General features: G+C 45.4%; 11 protein-coding genes. 2 read left to right on the top strand and 9 right to left on the bottom strand.

Annotated features, from left to right (window positions below):
• Positions 1–2: 2 nt before the first annotated feature.
• From TK45_RS13885 to TK45_RS13855, 7 genes are all read right to left on the bottom strand, one after another.
• Positions 3–1,511, bottom strand: coding sequence for a methyl-accepting chemotaxis protein (locus TK45_RS13885; RefSeq protein WP_131259442.1), 1,509 nt, complete (start codon positions 1,509–1,511; stop codon positions 3–5).
• Positions 1,512–1,564: 53 nt separating this feature from the next.
• The gene (gene prsR, locus TK45_RS13880) at positions 1,565–2,935 is read right to left on the bottom strand and encodes a PEP-CTERM-box response regulator transcription factor (protein ID WP_131259441.1); all 1,371 of its coding nucleotides are present in this window, start codon (positions 2,933–2,935) and stop codon (positions 1,565–1,567) included.
• Between the two features lie 21 nt (positions 2,936–2,956).
• Entirely contained in the window at positions 2,957–4,999 is a 2,043-nt protein-coding gene (prsK, locus tag TK45_RS13875; protein WP_254426627.1) for an XrtA/PEP-CTERM system histidine kinase PrsK, read from the bottom strand.
• Positions 5,000–5,008: 9 nt separating this feature from the next.
• Positions 5,009–6,079 (bottom strand): nucleotidyltransferase family protein, encoded by a 1,071-nt coding sequence (locus TK45_RS13870; RefSeq protein WP_131259440.1) that lies wholly within the window; start codon positions 6,077–6,079, stop codon positions 5,009–5,011.
• Positions 6,076–6,936, bottom strand: coding sequence for an HprK-related kinase A (locus tag TK45_RS13865; protein ID WP_131259439.1), 861 nt, complete (start codon positions 6,934–6,936; stop codon positions 6,076–6,078). The genes TK45_RS13870 and TK45_RS13865 overlap by 4 nt, the downstream gene beginning before the upstream one ends.
• A 226-nt stretch (positions 6,937–7,162) precedes the next feature.
• On the bottom strand, positions 7,163–7,969 hold the full coding sequence (locus TK45_RS13860; RefSeq protein ID WP_131259438.1) for a hypothetical protein: 807 nt from the start codon (positions 7,967–7,969) through the stop codon (positions 7,163–7,165).
• A gap of 154 nt (positions 7,970–8,123) precedes the next feature.
• Positions 8,124–8,894: a serine protease gene (locus TK45_RS13855; RefSeq protein ID WP_131259437.1), complete on the bottom strand. Its 771-nt coding sequence runs from the start codon at positions 8,892–8,894 to the stop codon at positions 8,124–8,126.
• A 76-nt stretch (positions 8,895–8,970) separates the two neighbouring features.
• On the opposite strand from TK45_RS13855, the gene tviB reads away from it, so the two are divergent.
• Together tviB and TK45_RS13845 are read left to right on the top strand one after the other, a co-directional pair.
• Entirely contained in the window at positions 8,971–10,245 is a 1,275-nt protein-coding gene (gene tviB / locus TK45_RS13850; protein ID WP_131259532.1) for a Vi polysaccharide biosynthesis UDP-N-acetylglucosamine C-6 dehydrogenase TviB, read from the top strand.
• A 245-nt stretch (positions 10,246–10,490) separates the two neighbouring features.
• Positions 10,491–11,270: a THxN family PEP-CTERM protein gene (locus TK45_RS13845; RefSeq protein ID WP_131259436.1), complete on the top strand. Its 780-nt coding sequence runs from the start codon at positions 10,491–10,493 to the stop codon at positions 11,268–11,270.
• 65 nt (positions 11,271–11,335) lie between these two features.
• Here the strand turns inward: TK45_RS13845 and TK45_RS13840 are convergent, their stop codons facing one another.
• Together TK45_RS13840 and TK45_RS13835 are read right to left on the bottom strand one after the other, a co-directional pair.
• Positions 11,336–13,000: an FAD-binding protein gene (locus TK45_RS13840; RefSeq protein WP_131259435.1), complete on the bottom strand. Its 1,665-nt coding sequence runs from the start codon at positions 12,998–13,000 to the stop codon at positions 11,336–11,338.
• Entirely contained in the window at positions 12,997–13,800 is an 804-nt protein-coding gene (locus TK45_RS13835) for a PEP-CTERM/exosortase system-associated acyltransferase (RefSeq protein WP_131259434.1), read from the bottom strand. The genes TK45_RS13840 and TK45_RS13835 overlap by 4 nt, the downstream gene beginning before the upstream one ends.
• Positions 13,801–13,826: the final 26 nt, after the last annotated feature.

Here is a 13,826-nt window from a genome sequence, read left to right as displayed (position 1 = left end):
CGTTATAAGAATTGGCTGAGCAATTTCTGTTGGTCGGATAAGCGTCGGTGCAGGCGGGCTATGTGTTCAACAACTTTCTCACTGCTTTGCTCATTGTTGGCGGCACTGGCCGAAATGCTGGTGGCGTTGTGGCTGACTTCGGCAGTGACTTTGGCCTGTTGTTCCACCGCAGCGGCAGTTTGCTCGTTGAGTTGCGCCAGTACTGACGTTTGCTGCGATATGCTTTGTAGCGCGGCAAAGGTCATGGCTGCCGATTGCACGCTGTCTGCGGAGAGAGACAGGCTACTTTGCATGATGGCGGCAACCTGAGATGAGTTGTGATTGAGCTGTTCCAGCATTTGGTGGATACGTTGGGTGCTTTGCTGGGTGCGCTGGGACAAATTTCGCACCTCATCGGCTACCACAGAGAACCCCCGTCCCTGTTCGCCCGCCCGAGCCGCTTCGATGGCAGCATTGAGTGCTAATAGATTTGTTTGGTCAGCAATCTCGCTAATCTCGTTGGAAACATGCTCAATCTCATCGATGCTGGCTATCAGGTTAGCAAGTTGCTGCTGTGCTGAGGTCAGATGTTCGGATAAATCTGCAATACAAAGCTGAGTCTGGCTAACAATCGACTGCCCCTGACTGGCCTGGCTGGCCGCGTCCTGGCTACGTTGATTGGTTTGATTAACCAGATTTAATAATTCACCAATGGTGGTTTCCATCTGTTGCATGGCAGCAGCGATGGATGCGGTGCCCAGCTTTTGTTGCGAGGCATGATGGTTAACATCTTCCGCAGCCTGATGAGAGTGATCCGCTGCAATGCCAATGCTCATGCCAATATCACCTACCCGGCTGAGTGCTGCCAGTGACAGATTGTGTTGCATCAAGCGCAAGCGTTCTATGCTGGCCAGGCTGTCTTTGTGGCCACTGTAGAGGTAATTCAGCAGGGTCCGATGGTCCTTTGCTTCCTGATGCTGGAATTGACCTTTGTAACGCTTACGCCATTGAAAACTAATAAAGGTGATTGCCAGAGTCATCGCCACCATTAGCAGGGTTAATATTCTTGGTGATTGATACAGACTGATACTGCTGAGTACTACCAGTGCACTAAGCATCCAGTTTTGTAACGTTACTGCATCGGTGATGACAGTGGACGCTTTGGCGGTTTTCGAGTTTAGGCGCTGGTAGGCTTTTTCTGCTCTGCTGCGCACGGCTTGCGGTAATTCTGTAAAGGTAGCGAGATACTGGATGACTGTACCATTGGTATCTTTTAAAGGCACGATAGTACAGTTAAACCAGACGAGAGGCTGCGTTTTAGTTTGGCACATCAGTGGTGCCATCCATACCTCGCGATGTTTGAGCGATTGCCACAATCCTGCGGTAACAGAGTGGGGCATATCTGGATGGTATAACGAAGCGAAGTCTGCTCCATTGAGTTCAGATGAGGAAAACCCACTCAGCTGGCAAAATGCCAGATTGGCGTAGGTAAGGCGCCCGTTTAAATCGAGTGTAAGTACAAGAATATCCATTTCTGATTGATGCCCGGCACTATTATTATTGTAGTTATGCAAGCCAATCAGCACTAAGCATCATGGCTGGCTTTAAGATCCTGCAGCTGATACTTGTCTATCAATGAATACAGTGTAGGGCGCGTCACCCCCAACAGTTCTGCGGTTTTTGACAAGTTATGCTCAGCCAGATGCCATGCCCGGCGTATCGCCGCACTTTCTGCTTCTTCCCTCACTTCGCGTAAATTCAGCTTAGTGGGTTTACGTTGTTGCATCTCTTCTGTAACGAACAAACCCAGATCATCCGGCGTGATCATGCTGCCTTCTGCCAGAATAATGGCTGACTTGAGTTTGTTTTGTAATTCGCGAATGTTGCCTTTCCAAGGATGATGCAGCATGGCCTGTATCGCATCCTCGGTAAAACCTTTGATATTTTGGTTGTATTCTTTGTTGTAATCGGTGAGGAAGCTGCGCGCTAACAGAATGATATCGTTGTCACGATCCCGCAGCGGGGGGATGTTAATAACAATTTCACTGACCCGGAAGAATAAATCCTCGCGGAATAATTCCTGACTGGCCATATCGCTGAGGTTGCGGTGCGTGGCACAAATAACGCGGATATCGACCGGAATTTCCTGACGCCCGCCAATTCGCTCAATCACACGTTCCTGCAGAAAACGTAGCATCTTGGCTTGTAAACCAATTGGCATATCGCCAATTTCATCCAGAAACAGGGTGCCGCCCTGGGCGCACTCGATTTTACCCTTAGTGGTCTTGTTGGCGCCGGTAAACGCCCCGCGCTCGTAACCAAACAGTTCACTTTCCAGCAGATTTTCTGGAATCGACGCACAGTTGATGGCAATAAAGGGTTTATTACGTCTGCTGCTATGGTCATGAATGCTGCGTGCGAATACCTCTTTGCCGGTGCCACTTTCACCCAGCAGCAGGGTTGAAATATCCGTTCGCGCAATTTTCTCGGCCATGCGACTGGCTTTTTGAATCGCTTCGCTGTTACCAATGATTTTGCCAAGCGCAGGGGTAGACACAGCTAACTGTCGATTCTCTTCTTCCAGATTAAACAGGTTCATTGCACGCTGAACGATGACTTTAATCGTATCGGAGTCGATAGGCTTTTGATAAAAGTCATAGGCGCCCAACGAAACGGCCTTTAATGCGTTATCCCGGTCATTATTGCCGGTAACTACAATCACTTTGGTCTGTGGTGCCAGACTGATGATTTCTTCAAGCGTCTTAAGCCCTTCCGATGCGTTGGCGGGGTCGGGTGGCAAACCTAAATCCAGCGTGACAACTTTGGGCTCATGGCGACGAAGCTGGGCAATCGCGCTCTCACGGTCTTCGGCGAAAACCACCTCATAGCCGGAAAAGCTCCATTTTAATTGTTTTTGTATCCCGAGATCGTCATCGACGACTAGTAGCTTGTCCATGTTGTACGTCTTCCGCGTTGGTTAGCGTGGTATTTTAAGGGTGAATCGGGTGCCTTTGCCAACCTGGCTGACGACCTCTAATCTACCGCCCATTTTTTCTGCGTAATGTTTTGCATCGTATGCACCAATGCCCATACCCGCATTTCCTTTGGTGGTATCAAAAGGTGCAAACAGACGCTCGGCAATAAATTCCTGACTCATGCCACAGCCGGTATCGATAATATCTATACAGAGCATGTCGGACTCATCATAACTCAGCACTCTAACCTCGCCGTTATCGGGCGTGGCTTGCTGAGCATTACTGACCAGGTGATACAGTACGTTTGCCAGTTTATCGGCATCCAGGGTCAATTCAGGATCTGTTTGGTACTCTACCATAGGCAGGGGGGCAAGCAACTGACAGCGCTTGTTCACTACCTCATCTATGACACTGGACAGATGTGTTTTGACTAACCCGGTACTACTGTCGTCCTGCTTCTCAGTTAACTGCCGCAGCATTTTTTCCATGCGGCTTTTAGTGTGTTGCAGGGTCTCAAAAGTGTCATCGATAAACTCAGGATTATGCCGATGTTGATCCGCATTGCTGAGTATCAGGTCAATTTGTGCCAGCACGTTCTTTAAGTCGTGCACAACAAACGCAGACATTCTGCTAAATGCGGCGAATTGGGCATTTTCCGCCAGTTGCTTGGATGCCTCATACTGGAATAGGTAGGCGCCTACCTGATTGGCGACTACGCTCAAATAATCCCGCACTTCCCAGTTTAGAGCCGGACGCTTTTTATCTTTGTCAGTCAGAACGGCGATACCCCACAGATTGTCGCCCTGAAAAATCGGGATAACCAGATGGAAACTACAGGCGTTTAGCTGTGCGAGGTTAACGCGCATACCTTCGTAATCAAAGGGACGGGAGCGCAATTGGTCTATATCGATAATCCAGTGCTTTTGCTGTACAAAAGGTATGAAGTAGTTGAGCGTTTTCAAATCCGTATCATTAAGGCCGTTGTCATCCAGTTGAGCGAGAACTTCAAAATCATGACCGTTGATTCGCAATAAATTACCTCGGTTGACACCCAAGGTACGCGCCAGCGCGTTCAATGCGGTAACGTAGTGATTGGCCCCAACTTTTGCACCTTCCTCTAATTGCTGGGTTAAATTGACCCACTCAACACGATAATCAAATTGGTTGGCAAAAAAGTGTTTGGTAATAAAGACCTTAACTTCAGTACGAAACTGATTTGATAGCAGCAAGGCCGCAAGAAGTACTAATGCTAAAAACACGAATACTACTTGCAACACGGATGTCCATTGACCCCCGATAAACTTAATCGCATAACCAGCTAGTGACATAAGCAACAAATAGGCTCCAGCCACAATTACCAGAGTACTGCCGGTCACAATTTCCCGTGAAATAAAGATGTCTACGCCCCATTCTTTGATGCGTCGTATAGCGATAACCAGAAATGGAATTGAAATGGCATATATGTATCCGCGTGCACTCCATAGCATCTGGTCCATTCGCCCAACCATGCTAGCTTGCGAGAACATTACGAAATCAAAGACGGCGAGCCCACCAATGGCGATGATTAAGGGTTTATAAGCCCATCGATAATGGTCTGATTGTCGATAAAAGGCTTCCAGCATGATCAGAATTTGTAAGTTCAGGATTGTTTGGAATAAAAATAACCAACTTAAATAGGCCGTATCGATTTTTATCAAAATCAACGAAAAAATTGCCGCCAAAATTGGCAATGGTAGAAAAGCTAAACTCGTCGGTGTGCGCAGTAAATTAAGGAGGCTGTTACTTGATGTTTGCCGCAGGCATGACAATAAGAAAATGACCCAAAATAGTTGTTTGATGCTCTCAATCGCGAACAAAATATCAAAAGGAATGAGGACAAAAACCGCCACACCCTGCATTAAGGTGTCAAAAAGAGTCGCGGTAGTAGCAATTAATAATAATTTTTTGGGTAGGCCACGAGTTGGTGTGAATAGAATTAACAAACTCAGAATAGAGAAGCCTAATGCACTCAAAAAATAGCCGCTCGCGTCTAACAGTGTCAGCATTATGTGGCCTTATTCCTTTTCTTTTTTAGTCCTTGAAACTGTGATTTTGTGCCAAGTGTGGTACAACAGAACGTGTAGGGGCATTTTTTTCAGGTGACCCCGGATCAATGCTGTATAACTGGCAATTCGTGATTTTGTTGTCAGACAGTCGACCGGCTTCAACAATTCAGTAAACAAAATATCATAAACCCACAGTATCAGGCGAGATGGGAGGTGTTTATTGAACGAGGTTGAATACTTGGTGGGTATCTTGGTTGCAAAAAAATGCTGGCTATAGCGAAGTGCCAGACCGACTTCGCGTTCAAATCCAGTAGTTTGCGCTTGTTCTATTAATTCCGACCAAAAGCCGTCCAGTTCGGTAAATTCGGAGGCTAATAAATGGATGTCGGAAATATCTCTAAAGCCCTTCGAAAAGTCTTCCTCAAACATCAAATGCACAGCACTATGTAATAACATCGCTGCTGGTGTAAATGTGGTTAATGTTAATCCTTTAAATTCGACTTGTTGTGTAGAGAAGTCTCTCAAAGCCGGAGCTCGACCACTGATTGGTGGCACGATCGTATGGTGAAGATCCAACACTCCACCGGATGCCCCATTTACGAAGGGGGGCAACTCATGCATCCAGACGCGGTAGTAATGTTGGTCATAATCATCTTTGTTCATATTAGACCAACCATGCCAATGCAGACTCTGCTCTGCCGGCGTCAGCTGTTCTCGTTTGACCGCAGCGTCAATATCAGAAAATACTCGCCCTTTTCCAACGTTCAGTCCAGCTGCTAAATAGGCCGCACCTTTTAGCAGTATTGGGGTGATCTGCGCGAAGCCAAGCGCTCGATACAAGGCATGTATTTCCTGCACCACCCCATGTTTATGGGATTCATGATAAGTGCGGGCAGCATTGATATGCCAATGTAAATCAGGCGGAATGCTGCCCATCAATTGATACTGGGATATTAATTCAGCGATTTGGGCAAGGCTGCGATTGGCGTAGCCCTGCTGAATAAGATTGCTCCAACGTTTGGGAGACCATCCACTTGTACAATGAGGATCCTGGAGAAACTGACAAATCTCTTTCGTCATCGGATTAGCTCATTCAACAAAGCAAAAGATTCAGAAAAATTCCCATTATTAGGGTAAGTATAGTGGCCACATGCATTTGCCAGTTGCCCTAATGCATCGAAACCGACTTGCCTAAGAATGTGGTAATTAAAACTATTTTCGATCAATCGCATAAAGCTATTCCCAACGGTGATGGGATTTAACCTGTTACAGGTGCTCGTTGGCGTGTAGGTAGGGAATACCACCGCCACCGCTGGATAGCCTTGATCAATTGAAAATGAGCGGTGACAGGGAGCAACCAAATGAGCCACGGTGCCTTTTGTTGTGTCTTTTACAGACGGCGTAATTTGCTTCGCACAGGGAAACTGACTGACTATATCAATAGATGCATTTTTTAGGCTAATTGGGCGTGGGCTAGGAAATACCAATCCGCTCGTAGTGTCGACCAGTGCCATTTCATCAGATAGTAGATTCCAGCCATCCAATAAACAAAGTGCAGCAGATAAGGTGCTCTTACCCGAACCAGGTGAACCAGGAAGAATGATTACCTTGTTATTCTTTTCTAACACGGCTGCATGAATGATGAGATATTGGTGACAATGCTGGGTCACACACCAGTTCATTCCCCACTCTAACAGTGGATACGCCTGATTTGCAGGTAGTGGCAGAAATGGTTCCGTTTGCTGAAACTTAAATGTTACCTGAGGGCGATACCAGCGCTGTGGCTGAACAGCTATCTCAAAATCAACGATATTGTCTGGATCGAGCGGAGCGTAAATTTGTGAAACGGTTTCTTTGAGTCTGCTTATGGAGGTAAATAATCGAAAATTGAAGCGACCTGCCCGATAAGTCACAAATGCTTCATGGTCCCTGGTCATGTGGTACTTATCACTAATCCTTGCTTGGTCAGCTCTGATATTGCGAGATTGAATGTCTCAGTGTCAAGTTCTTCGCTTGCTTCTTGCAGATTATTGAGTACTTCGTTGAGCTCGGCGGAAATCAACGATGTTTTGTTGAGTTGGCTGTTAAAAATCAAAAGCTCCCCGTCTATTGTCGTCAATGTCGACATATGACGCGGGAGCTCCCTGGCCTGATACATCAATTCTATTGTACAGCGTTAGCGTGTTGTAACTGATAGAAAAATGTAGTGATGTCTGTTGCTGATGGCGTGGTGATTTCGATACCACCCTGGGTCGTCATTACCGCGCCACCACTGGGATAATCGTAGGCATACATGTGCAGATCAATGATATCCAGCGGATGGATAAACAAATCCAAACGATAGGTGCCTTGCGCCATCATGTAGCAGGCTGTCAAGAATGCAGCCGCAGCATCGAAGTCCATGCTGCCCTGATTGTTGACTAACACTGAATATAGCGTTTGGTCGACAGGACCACGTTTAAAGATGTCACCAAATTTGGTCACCTGAGCACCGTTACCCATGGCGTCGTTGTACATGGATTGCCAGCCGCTGAAATGAGTGGCGTTACCATTAAAGTTTACACCCTGTTGCGGCGCCTCTGGCATGAATCCGTGATTCATAGATGATGAAAACAATGTGGCAGAACTGTTGCTCGCCATCATTGTACCAAAACCTTCACCAGCCATGATCCATTGGCGCAGGTTGCCGTCAGCACCTGGGTTACTAGCCGGGTTACCAACATAAGGCGTTTTCCATGCACCATGGCTAAAACCGTTACATGCCACGTTGCCATCCGTTGTGCCAGAAGGAGCAACAGAGGTAAAACCGGAAATAAGGCAATTGTTAGTGGTTGATTGCGCAAACACCGATTTACTGATTAACGAAGATGCTGCCAGCGCACCAGTGCCCAGCAAAAAGCGTCTGCGAGTCTGTGTAGGGTTCACCTTCGCATTTGCCTGCGAAGATTGATTGGCAGAATTGTCCTTCATTTTAAATGCTCCTTTGACTACGGTTAGTCAAAATGTAAAAACCTCAAACTAAGAACGAAAAAGCAAGAAATGTGCCCAATATTAACACGTTGTATTATATGGATTTTTTTGCATGCATCGTTCTGGTTGTAAACGTTTTCGACACTTGTTCGGGTTATTGTTCTACTTTGATGGTTTTGTACAAGTCAATCAGAAACGATATTGGCACAGCATAACTGATCCCAGATGGATCAGAAATAGCAGATTCTTTTGTTTGCTTTACAAACACTTTGTTTAAAACACCAATTACTTCCATGTTGTTTAAATCAAGCACCGGACTGCCACTATTGCCCGGATAAGCGGTTGCGTCGAGTTGATAGATAAAAAATGGGTCTCTCAGTCTTCGCAACATTTCTTGACTCAATTGGGATGCATTATTGCTGGGGTTAGCAACAGGCGTATATGCCGCAATAAATCCACTATGAGTGGCTGGGTATAATCCTAAAACTGCGCCCAGCGGGAAACCGGTAAATGCAACATGGCTGCCATCAGCTAACCGCTCCGCTTTACTTAAAGGTAAAGGAGGGATTGGCCTCTCTATCCGAAGAATGGCAAGGTCATGCGCAGGGTCGGTTACCACTAATTCAGCATCCAAAATTTGCGGTTTATTTCCTTCGCCCCAAAACACAACCAGTCTTTCATTGGATGATTCATTCATGTCGATTTCTATTACATGATGATTAGTCGCAATGTAATAGCCGTTGCCAATAGAAAAACCGGTGCCGACTAATTTATTAACGGGTGCTCTGAGGGGATCAAAAGTACCGATCCCAACTACCGAAGATTTAAGCTTTTTAGCCCCATCAACAAGGTCATGTGCAGACACAACCTGAGACAAGAACAAGCAGAAAAGGCTTAGAATTTTAAAAATAAAGGCTACACGCATGTTCATTTCCCTGAAAATGGTGATAATGAGTACCAAATAAAATCTAGACAAAATACTAGCAGAGTGAGTGATTGAAATGGAGTTGAAAGATATCCGTATTGCAGTTATCGGTTTGGGATATGTGGGTTTGCCACTAGCGGTGGCATTTGGCCGTAAATATCCAACCATCGGATTCGACATAAACCAGGCACGGGTCTCTGAGCTTAATCAAGGTCAGGACCACACACTTGAAGTTAGCCCAGAAGAACTTATGTCTTCAGAAAATTTGAGTTTCACACACACGTTGAGTGATTTGGAAGAAGCGAACTTTTATATTGTCACGGTGCCGACTCCCATCGACAAAAACAAGCAACCTGACCTGACGCCGCTCGAAAAAGCCAGTGATTCACTGTCTAAAGTGATTAAAGCGGGTGACATCGTGGTGTATGAGTCAACTGTTTATCCAGGTGCAACTGAAGAGGTCTGTATTCCCCGCCTCGAAGCAGGTTCAGGTCTGAAGTTTAACCAGGATTTTTACGCAGGCTATAGCCCGGAGCGAATTAACCCCGGCGATAAAGAACACCGTGTAGAAACGATTATCAAAGTAACTTCTGGCTCAACGCCGGAAATCGGTGACGTTGTAGATGCTGTATATCGCAGCATTATTACCGCCGGTACACACAAAGCTTCATCCATCAAAGTTGCCGAGGCTGCTAAGGTCATTGAGAACACACAACGTGATTTGAATATTGCGCTTATTAATGAGCTAGCAATGATTTTTGATAAGGTTGGCATTGATACCGAAGAAGTGTTGCTGGCTGCGGGCAGCAAGTGGAATTTCCTGCCTTTCCGTCCTGGCTTAGTAGGAGGGCATTGTATCGGTGTTGATCCATATTATCTGACCCATAAAGCGGAAGAATTGGGACATCATCCTCAGGTTATTCTTGCTGGCCGAAGAATCAACGACAACATGGGCAGCTATGTAGTCAGTCAACTCGTCAAGACCATGTTAAATAAGAAAATCATGGTAAATGGTGCAAACGTGTTGTTGATGGGGATTACCTTCAAGGAAAACTGCCCTGATATTCGCAATACAAAAGTGGTAGATATTGCCAGCGAGCTTCAGCACTATCATGTCAATCTGGATATTTATGATCCATGGGCGGACGACGCGGAAGTACAGCATGAATATGGACTATCTCTGGTTGATAAGCCGGAAGTGGGTAAATACGACGCGGTGATTTGTGCAGTCGCGCACAAGCAGTTCCGTGAGATGAACTCAGATGCGATTGTTAGCCTGTGTAAAAGTAACCGCGTTATCTATGACCTGAAGTATATTCTGGACAAATCTATTGCGGATATTCGCTTGTAACGTGATTATCAACGCATTGAAAAAGCCGGTTTGTCCGGCTTTTTTTGTTTTAACTAAACTGACAGGCAATAAAACTGTCATTTTTTTTTACAGGGCTGAAAGTTTAACTTAAAAATTGTCTTAAAATTCAATGGCATGAAGAATGGCATGAACAATGCTTGAATAAAAATTAGCCATCGTTTTCAAGAGCCCCACGGCACGTAGTACTTTGTAGCGATTGTTTACAACTTTTAAGGAGCTAAAAGATGAAACATTCAGTTTTAAAGTCAGCCATCTTCGCCGTGGCTGCACTAGGCACAGCGTCTGCTAATGCAGAACTAATCACAGAATGGACCTACTCAGTTGACACCACCATCATTGGTGCGAATTTCACATCAGGTGGCGGCACGCAAGTCGTTTCTGACTACGAATTAAGCTGGGGAGCTACAGGCGGTAGTTTTGAAGCCGACCCAAAAAATCGCAGTGCTATTACGTTGGATTTAACCGATGCGTCGGGAAATGTAATGACGAATGGTGCATTTGTTCCATCAGGTGAAATTACTCACTGGAATAACAGCATCTCTAATACATTTGCCACTTTGACAGATGCAAGCATCAGCTCAACTTTGACGTTAACGCAGTTCAATCCAGTCGGTGGTGAGATGGTTGAATTGACGACAACCTTTATGGTTGAGTTCACAGAAACTTACAATGAAGATGACATCAATAATTGTATCGCTGGCTCAGTATCACGATGCGATGATATTTTTGTTATCGATGCGGCATCGTTAGTCGACCAGTTTATCGTTGATGGTTATATCTACACTGTAGTTATTCAACCTGAAGGATTTGGTCCACTGAGTAACGCACAATGTGCTGCTGCTGGCGCGGCTGCAGGTTGCACAGGCTTTACTACATTGGAGAATACCCAGAACGATGCGTCGCTTTCATTTGCCATCTTCGCCCGTCCTGTGTCTGAACCAGGTACGTTAGCCGTGATTGGTCTTGGATTGCTTGGCTTCGGTGCTCTGCGTCGTAAGTCATAATGTAAAACGTAATACCAAAAAGGCGTCCAAGAGGACGCCTTTTTTATCTCTATTAAACGTGATGACTAAATGTAGCGGCCCGGTGCAAGGATGTTGTTAGGGTCAATGACGTTTTTTATCGCCGTTGCCATTTTATGATTTACGCTCGACTTTTTGCTCTCATTCTGCTGAACAACATTGAGACGATAGGGTAAATATCCTTTCTTCAACCCTCGCTCATAAAGCGCATTCAAACACGCATTTGCACGCTGCGTCATAGCAGAGTCGTTGAGGTCGAATAAAATCGGAATCGTCGAGTCCAGAGAGCCATGCTTCAAGCAGGTAAAAGTGATAAATGGATCCAACTGGTGTTCGTTCATCGTCTCGCGGACAAAGGTCACAAATTCAGCCATGCTGGTTGAATCCATTTTAACTAATGGTGCATACCAAAGCAGCCCACACTGGTCACGGGATGGATTGAGTGGCTGCTCTGTGCTGTCTGGTCTTATTGCGCGGTTCCACCAATAGGGCAGCTTTAGGGCTATCTGGTTAGGTTTACCTATCATGATCTCAAGAGACTTTTGTAGCATCTTAATGTCCCGCAAGTAACGGGCCAGCATGCTTTTGATAAGCCAAATTCGCGACATATTCTCAAGAGTTAACTCAATAAAATCTGCTAATTTGATGCTGAGGCACAGGGGGCGAGGGAGTCCTTCCGCCAGAGCTTTGATTCCAGATTTAACGGCATGAACGGTCTTTTGATCGCCATAAACAGCGCCAACAATTAACCACTCAGGCAGACGATTCTGCTTGGCCAACTTATTAACCTGTTCTTCAGACATAAGTTTTGCATCGGCGGACAAATTGGGATTTTCAGAGACCATTGCCACTAAACGACGTTTGTCCATAAAATTAATCGCGCCAATATTTGCCCCGTAAAGTCTCAATGCTTCTTTGATAAAATCACAGGCCTGTTGGAAATCACTTTCATCTGAAAGGCGAATATAAAAAGGCATAAAACCCTCAGGGCGCTCAGCCAATTTAATACTCATACGCGTGCAGACGATTAAATTACTTTGTGTGAATATGCCATCCCAAAATGGTCCCACCCCGTATCTAAAACTATGTGCTACGGAGTTATTGGCACAAGCAACATTAATACTCTGATCGCTGCCTAATAATGTGGACTGCCATTTTTCTTCGCACCACTCTGGATTGGGTAAATACCCCTCTATTTCGAGTACAGAATCAAAGTGTGATGCTATCGGTGTAATTCCATAACCCCTTTCCAGAGCGTTGGACAGGATACAACAGGTGGGGCCTGCACCTGTGACTGGTACCATAAACGGGCTTTGTTCTTTTTGCAGAAAGTCATACAAGTCTTGCTGCGTAACGCCAGGTTCAATTGAGACAATACCAAGGCTCTTATCAACAAATTGAATGTCTTTTAGATTGATCAAGCTGAGTAAAATGACCCTTCGGCCACCGGGGATGACAGGAATTGTTCCATAGCCCCAGTTCTGTCCTGAACTGGCTGGTACAAGTATGCAATCATGCTCATTCGCCAGCTTTAATAAAGGTGGAATCTGCGTCTCTTTATAAACACTTACGATCAGGTCAACGTGTGGTTGATAATCAAATGTATTCGCGATTCTCGGTTGTATCAGATCTTGTTCGGCAACAATATCCAATGTCCCGAGTGCAGTGAGATGTTTCTCGATGCTCTCGATTAATTGTTCAACACTGATCATTTCAAGTTTTCTGCAATATGCTGATAAAGATTGGCGAAGCCGGAGGTAAGATTCTTTTCCAACATTTCTTCGTTTATGTAGAAAGGTGCGCGTTTCCCATGGTAATCCACGGTTGGGCCTAATTGCGCGAAATTGATTCCCACGAATTTTAAACTGCGAGCGAGACGCGGTTCCATCATAACAAAGCAATGCTCAATGCCATTTTTTCTCGCAGCAACCGCGGCAGCAAAATACAATCCAACCGCAATAAATGGGAAACAACGTAGTTCTTGTTCAGAATACGCTTCAATATTAATAGACCCTGTTGCCGCTCCGCTAAATTTATCTATATTCCTTCGACGAAAACTTGCAGGAACCGCGAGCCTGGAAATTTCACAGATCTTTTCTCGTGGAAAATTTGATGGCGTCAGCTCTGAATTATCAAAAACGTGTGAGCAGTATTTTTCGATCGGCAGCAGTTGCTCGTCGGACTTTGAGTAGACGACACGAACCGTACCTGCATAAACATCGGAGCCAATATGCTGTATCAGACAGTGATGAGAATGATTGTCAAATTCATCTCGTTCCATACCGTCAGGGTATTCAGGTTCAAATTTTAATTCTTCACAATATACATTGTGGCGAATTTTAAATACTTCGCATTTCAGGTCGGAATCGTTTGCAAGTACAGGCTTAAGATATTTAGCAAAATGACGGGCAATCGTAACCATCTGGCGACTTGCCAGCGTGGATATTCCAAAGCGAACCAAGCGCCCGATAACCGGTAAATTTGCTAATTTTTTAAGACTGCTGGTTTTCATTTTCCCTGAACTCGGCTTTTGTAACT

Origin of the sequence: Bowmanella sp. JS7-9, assembly GCF_004329715.1 — a bacterium.
In the GTDB taxonomy this organism is placed as follows: Bacteria; Pseudomonadota; Gammaproteobacteria; order Enterobacterales; family Alteromonadaceae; genus Pseudobowmanella; species Pseudobowmanella zhangzhouensis.
This window is presented reverse-complemented; position numbering and strand designations above follow the sequence as displayed.

What these genes read in the sequence shown, in the direction of transcription:
- TK45_RS13885 (WP_131259442.1), bottom strand. Translation starts at nt 1,511, where the DNA reads ATGGATATTCTTGTACTTACACTCGATTTAAACGGGCGCCTTACCTAC.
- prsR (WP_131259441.1), bottom strand. Translation starts at nt 2,935, where the DNA reads ATGGACAAGCTACTAGTCGTCGATGACGATCTCGGGATACAAAAACAA.
- prsK (WP_254426627.1), bottom strand. Translation starts at nt 4,999, where the DNA reads ATGCTGACACTGTTAGACGCGAGCGGCTATTTTTTGAGTGCATTAGGC.
- TK45_RS13870 (WP_131259440.1), bottom strand. Translation starts at nt 6,079, where the DNA reads ATGACGAAAGAGATTTGTCAGTTTCTCCAGGATCCTCATTGTACAAGT.
- TK45_RS13865 (WP_131259439.1), bottom strand. Translation starts at nt 6,936, where the DNA reads ATGACCAGGGACCATGAAGCATTTGTGACTTATCGGGCAGGTCGCTTC.
- TK45_RS13860 (WP_131259438.1), bottom strand. Translation starts at nt 7,969, where the DNA reads ATGAAGGACAATTCTGCCAATCAATCTTCGCAGGCAAATGCGAAGGTG.
- TK45_RS13855 (WP_131259437.1), bottom strand. Translation starts at nt 8,894, where the DNA reads ATGCGTGTAGCCTTTATTTTTAAAATTCTAAGCCTTTTCTGCTTGTTC.
- tviB (WP_131259532.1), top strand. Translation starts at nt 8,971, where the DNA reads ATGGAGTTGAAAGATATCCGTATTGCAGTTATCGGTTTGGGATATGTG.
- TK45_RS13845 (WP_131259436.1), top strand. Translation starts at nt 10,491, where the DNA reads ATGAAACATTCAGTTTTAAAGTCAGCCATCTTCGCCGTGGCTGCACTA.
- TK45_RS13840 (WP_131259435.1), bottom strand. Translation starts at nt 13,000, where the DNA reads ATGATCAGTGTTGAACAATTAATCGAGAGCATCGAGAAACATCTCACT.
- TK45_RS13835 (WP_131259434.1), bottom strand. Translation starts at nt 13,800, where the DNA reads ATGAAAACCAGCAGTCTTAAAAAATTAGCAAATTTACCGGTTATCGGG.